The sequence below is a fragment of the Tistrella sp. genome (assembly GCF_002684955.1).
GTDB classification, from domain to species: Bacteria; Pseudomonadota; Alphaproteobacteria; order Tistrellales; family Tistrellaceae; genus Tistrella; species Tistrella mobilis.
The window spans coordinates 1-6529 of sequence record NZ_NYWI01000057.1 but is presented as its reverse complement, the minus strand read 5'-3'; the positions used below and the strand labels follow the sequence as shown (position 1 = coordinate 6529).

Genomic DNA, 6529 nt, shown 5'->3' with positions numbered 1-6529 from the left:
GGGCTCCGCTGGGCGACGTCCGGAGCAACCAGAGGGTCCCGCTGTGCGAAGTCCGGAACTACCAGCTGTGCAGCTAGCTGTACAGCCAGCTGAGCAGCCAGCTGTGCTGCCAGCTGCGCAGCCAGCTGTGCAGCCTGCCGTGCAGCCAGCTGTGCAGCTGGCTGTGCTCGCTGCTGGGCTCGAACCTAGGGCAGCGACGGGCTCCGCTGTGCGAAGTGCAGAGCAACCAGAGGGCCCCGCCGTGCGAAGTGCTCGCCCGGGCGCCACTTTTGCGGCGGCAGCGGTGCATCCCGTTGTGCGAAGTCCGGAGCAACCAGAGGGTCCCGCCGTGCGAAGTCCGGAGCAACCAGCTGGCCAGCCAGCTGTGCAGCCAGCTGTGCAGCTAGGTCAGCAGCCAGCTCCGCAGTTGGATGTGCAACCAGCTGTGCAGCCAGATGTGCAACCAGCTCTGCAGCTCGCGGTGCAGCAAGCTGTGCAGCCAGCAGCGCAGCCAGCTGTGCAGCCTGCTGTGCAGCTGGCTGTGCTCGCTGCTGGGCTCGAGCCTAGGGCAGCGGAGCATCTCCAGCGGACCCTCGCGCTCACCGACACGTTTACCGCGGTACACGAGGAAGCCCTTTTGGCGGTGCAGCTAGCAAATCGATATCGGGTATCTCTTCGCAGGCCAGCTCAACTCTATGCTAGTTATTTGCAGCCCCTCCCTCGACTTCCTCTGCCAGAGTCGGATTTTCCTCTCGCGCCGCCATGGGAATTTGAGAATGCATCCAATTTTTCAGACGTCTCGATCATTCTACGGCGTGAACAGGCACACACCTTCCCGAGCCCTTCTTCATTTGTTCCCACGATTCCCTCCGCACCACCGCCGAGCTCATATTTGTATCCGGCTTTGCTAGCCCCCGGACAATCAGGAGGTGCTCACGCAATGGACAGTGTCGATTCGCGAGCGCTCACCGGCACCGCCAACATTGGCGGATCAGATCCGCTTCTAGCTCTGCCGCCAGCTGAGCCAGCTCCACAGCTGGCTGCTCTGCCTGCGCCGCCAACTTCACAGCCGGCTGCACAGCCTGCTGCACAGCATGCGGCTCCTCCCGCTGCTCAGCCAGCTGCACTCCCGGCTGCCCACTTGGCTGCACCGCCCGCTGCATTGCACGCTGAGGTCGCATCTTCCGCGTTCGTACGTTTGATGGACGCGGTCTCGTCTAGCTCTAGTGAATTCGGAAGTTTCAGTGAGTCAGGATCTCTGGCGCAGGGTGAGAGTTCCGCTGAAAATGAGAGTGTAGGCTTTCAAACACCGACGAATTCCCCTCGGTCATCTGTATTCTTGAGTGTTTCGGGTGATGGGGACGAGAGTTGGCCAGAAGGTTGGGGAGTTGAGAGCTTTCTCCCTGCCAACGAACGAGAGAGCCTTGATTCCTATTCCATCGCAGAAGCTGAGCGTGGCAAGGGGCTTCCACCAGCTAGCGCGCGCCGCGACCATGCTTTCTCTGGCAAAGGCGGCCAGGGCGGGAAATCGGGCGCTTTCGAACGATCCGCTCATCCTGTGGTCGCAGCAGGTGGAACGCACACACGCAGTGCTGAGCTAGAGCTGGCTGCTGTCTTTGCAGAGGTGGATCCGTCAGCCCTCCCCGCACCCGATCAAGGCAGCGATCCCCCTGGAACGCAGCCGATCGACCACGCGTGCACGCAGCTGTCTGGAGCGGCTGATGCTTGGCCGGAGGGGTGGGGAGTCATTGAGGGGGAAGGTTCTGGACGTTCTGAGACAGCATCCCAAGATCCTGGCGCACCGCTGCAACCGGCGGCTGAGCTCCGGGCTGGTGCTGACGAGGAGGTGGATCCATCCCTGTCAGCAGCCGAGCCTCACCGCGCGGGCGCCCCGCCGCAAGTGGGCCAGCCGTCTTCTGCCGACGGGGGCGACGTGGCAGTGCGTGCTTCGTCTGAGTCTCGTTCTCCGCAGGCTGCGCAAGGACCTGCAGTGGGGGTCATGTGGAATAGTTTTGAGCCCGGAGAGCACAGTAGCGCTCATCGGTTGGAGGAGTGGACCACTGGCGATTTAGCACAGTTGGATGACTTGATTCGCCAACATTCAGTAAATCTCAGAGGATTGTTGAATCCGGGTAGCGTCAGGCCATGGTGGAGACCTGCACGAATTCCAGCACGGCCCTTCAACCGTTTGATTCGTGAACGGCACCGGTTTTTAATTTCTGAGTTTCGAGGAGAACGCTTTGTTCCGAGCGCATCCCTGGACAGGTCGCAGGAATCAAATTCGGAGCAGTTTAGTTTGAGCCCAAACTCCCAGGAATCACAGCCGCCCTCCGTGCCGGAGCGAAGCCAACCGGCAACCGCAAGTACGGACGCCGACGGCGTTGGGCGGACGCACCGGGCAGGTCGAGCTCGCCGCACTTGGCCGTCACAATTCCCCGGCTGGAATTGGCAAGAACGTTTGACTCAGGACTTTCACAGATGTAGAGATAGCACTTCTAAAGGAAACGGAAAACCAGGTCCTTGCACAGGGAAAGAATGCACATCTGCTTCTTGTGCCGCGTTCGTGACAGGTAAGGGGCCCGGCGGTCCATGCCAACAGAATGTTGAGGCTGCTGGCACAGCACCAGGTAATGGTCGGGCTGCGTCTCCGGATGCAGGCGCGGCCGCTGTATCTTCACGAGACGCCCCACTTGCGAGGTCCCTCGCGGTACCGCCAGCTGCGCAGCTAGCTGCTCGGCCGGCTGCACTGCCAGCTGCACAGCCTGCTGCACAGCCTGCTGCACAGCCAGCTGCACAGCCTTCTGCACAGACGGCTGCTCTGCCAGCTGCGCCGCCCGCTGCACTGCCGGCTGCATTGTCAGCTGCACAGCCAGCTGCACAGCCAGCTGCACGACCTCTTTCGGCCCAGCAGCTAGTCCTAAGGGATTGGAGCGAGAGAAACGGCATTTCCCGCGATCTGAAGGGTTCTGGTAAAGGAATTCTTGAAGGAACTGGTAAAGGAAAGAATACCGCCGGAAAAAGTTCAGTCCCTGGAGCACCCGGTGACCCAGCTGGTGATCCTTCTGATGACACTCCACCACCGCCACAAAAAGGAAAATCGTCTGGGAAACCGTTAGGTAAAGGTAAAGGAAAAACTGGCTCTAGACAAGGCAAAGGTAAGAAAGGCGGGAAAGGAGCCCCCGGAGGAGACCCAGACGGCGATGATGGCGACGATGACGATGGCGGCGGACCAGGACGACCAGGAGCGAACAGGGAACCCTGGGAGCATTTTGAAAGTAGTGAATGGAGTTTTCTCGATTCCTTAGATCTCAAGGCTGAGTTTCTCAAACCTTGCCCCACGCTACGAAAAGTTCCTCCACGTCTCACAAAGAAAGTCGCTGCGCGCTTTGGTTGTGCATCTCATCATGCTCTTGAAGCGGGAAATGCGATTGCGCGCGATCGCGCGCTGAAATATTTCTTTCTGCTTCCGCGAATGCTTTTCCAAGCGCCTTTGCGTAACCGTTTGACTGGTAGGAATGCAAAATCTCTATACAATGCGCGTGCGCTGCTTGTCGAAGAACGTTTGAAAGCGAATCCACACACACGTTTTCAAGAGTATCGAGCTAGCCTTCAACATTCGGTTGACGCCTCTGGCTTACGGCGTAGTAGCAGGTTATTGGACGTGTCGAACGATTTTGAAAAGTACCTTTCGAACGAAATCATGCGTAATGTACATGAAGGTTATATTTCACGTGCGTCTTCGTTAGCTTCCTCCCCTGGTCTTGCCCCACCGGGTGCGGCAACGGCGCAGATCTTGCGCAATTTGTGGAGCTTGGATCCGCATCGCACTACCACACCTTGGGCCGCTCCGGACTCAGTGACTCGCACAAGTTTGGCAGCAGCGATCCGAAATCAACTTGAGAAGAGTCTCCGCACTTCGGCAAAAGGCAGTGGGGCAGGCATGAGTGGTCTGCGTTTTGAATTTCTTCAACCGTTACTTCGTGCTCCGTCGGAGGATTGGTTTCCATTCGTCAATCTCGCAGTCGCGGTGGGCAGTGGCCAGGTTCCACCATGGGTTCGCGACGTTCTCAGCATGGGCCGAGCAACTGCCTTGAAGAAAGGAAACGACGGAGTCCGTCCGCTTGTCTGCCACGATCCGCTGCGCAGGCTTTTGACGCGAGCTTTGGTTTTTGCGGCTGGAGATGTGATTCAGAGCTACTTGGGTCCTCAGCAATTCGCAGTCGGAGTAGAAGGAGGCTGTCCAGCGATGGCGTGTAGTGTAAAACAATTAGCGCATCGAAACAACGAACTTGTCTTCTTCAAGCTCGATCTCGTCAACGCATACAATACTCAGAGCCGAGAAACAGCCCTCGAAAATTTGGCGATTCCAGCTCCTGAGTTAGCATCATTTTTGCGGCAGTTTTACGGCGTGGAATCACAATATTTTTATCGGACCGGTCAAAATGAACATGTAATCATTTCTGCTTCAGAAGGCATCGAACAGGGCGACCCGGCCGGACCGGCATTGTTTGCATGTGGTCTAAAAGCTCCGTTAGATGAATTGCGTGCAGCTCTCAAAAAGCTTATAGCTGATGATCGAGCCGAGAACGAGGGCTACGAGGGAGACAGTGAGTGCGATTTTCATAGTTGCAACTCAGTTGAACCGGCAGCAGAGGCGGAGGAGTCCGCGGTCTTTGCGTATTTGGACGACACCATTGTCGCAGTGCCGCCGAAGTATGCGGACGAGGCTTTGAGTAAAGCAATTGAAGTTTTTGCGCGCCACGGCCACACGGTCCATCCAGGTAAGTCCGCTTGTTGGTCCCTCACCACAGCTTCTGAGTCTTTACCGTTGAGTTGTCAGAGAATTTGGCACGCTGACGGAATTTTGGTTGGCGGCATTCCTGTTTATGATGAATCCAAAGAGCCAACGCTAGCGTTGACAAAATTGCGGTCAGTTCTCGATAATGCCAGAAGAGAAGCACATTTTCTCGTACGCATTATTTACGATGACCAAATCTCAGCAGACAAAGGATGGGCCCGGGTGCAAGCTACGCTATTGATCCTACGATATAGTTTAGCGACTAAATTGATTTATTTTGCACAAACAATAGATCCGGAGATTGTTGCACCCTTCGCACTTGAATTTGATGAAATCATGCGAGAAACGTATTTCAAGATCATTGATGTTGAGAATTACAGCGACGCAGAAGCCTTGCAGCTAGCTTTGCCCTTGAAAGACGGAGGTTGCGGTCTCCGATCGCACACAGTACGTGAACTGCGTCGTTTGTTCGTTTCTTCAGCAATGCTCATCGCTCCCGCAGTGCAAGCTGCGACCGGCCATCGACTCGGACAAGCTGCGGCTCTTGGCGACCCACTGCTCCAAGATTTAAGCCCCTTTGAATCTTGTCTGGAAGGTTGCATTTCTGATCTCGAAAATGATTGTGGAATTTTTCGCCCAGATTTTGCCAACGCGGGTTCCGCTCAAGCGAAACTTTGGGCATCTAGCGCATCGGAAAAACTCGTGACGAATGCTAAAGATGAGCTAGATTTAGTATTCCAAGCTTTGCCAGATAGGGAATGTAAGATAGCACAGGCACGTTTGCGTTCGTGTAGTGGAGTAGGCGCTCAATGGTTAGCCACAGCTCCGACGTGTCACATGACTCAACTTGCAGATGACGACATGAGAGCAGATCTTCGCCTGCGTTTAGGCTTAGATACTTTTTCGGGTCATATCTGTCCACATGTAAATGCAGAAGGTGAACAGTGCGGGGCAGTGTGTGACTCAAAAGGATACCATTTGCTGTCGTGTAGCCCTGGCGGTGGTTATTTCGTAGGTCATGATGGAGCATGCGCAGCTTTGACCCACCTCGCATCAGGACGTGATGGAATCCCAGGAGTCATTGCGGATTGGAAACCAAGAGTTGACGTATGGCCGCGAGCGACGAGAGGAGCTGAGGCAGACATTGGCTTCTATCGCCTGCCGGGTAGTCGCGACACCTACGTTGACGCCGTGTGCTCTCTAGCTAATCCTGAAACATACCCAGGCTGCGAGCACACAACTGGCAAAGTTGCAGAGGACAAAGCCCGCGACAAAAATAGAGACCATCCGGTGTTTGACCGTCAAACGCGCCGCCGTATGTACTCTTTTGATTTTCGCGCTTTGTCATTTGAACGTCACGGATTCTGGGCAAAAGAAACAGTCGGCTTTATCAAAACACTAGCGCACAGCCGAGCTGCCTCGTTGGGCCTTGAACCCTCCGCGGAGATCAGGCGTTGGTATGCTGTCATTTCGTGCTGCCTACAGCGTGCCAATGCTAAGATTCTGCGTGGTGAACCTGTGCCAGGAAGACCAACACCCGCACCTTCGCGCTTTTCCGCGCTTGGGCGGGATTTGGGATTCCATGCGTAGGGCATGCCTGGTGGCGTGCCCCGCATGCTCGCTGGCTCACGGTTCGGGCTTGTCGTGAGCTGCGCTCACCCAAGGCCGGCTGTTCGAGCTTTTCGCCAGTTGCTGGAGGGCACAGGTGCGCGTGCTTGTGACACTTGAGCGCGTGGCTGTTCCCTCTTTTCG

At 56.2% G+C, this 6529-nt stretch carries 1 protein-coding gene; it reads left to right on the top strand.

The genetic code is table 11. The annotated features are described in order from the left end of the window. Positions 1–2833: 2833 nt before the first annotated feature. Complete coding sequence (locus CMO28_RS18290) at positions 2834–6367, top strand: reverse transcriptase domain-containing protein (protein ID WP_296715712.1); 3534 nt, start codon at positions 2834–2836, stop codon at positions 6365–6367. Positions 6368–6529 lie beyond the last annotated feature (162 nt).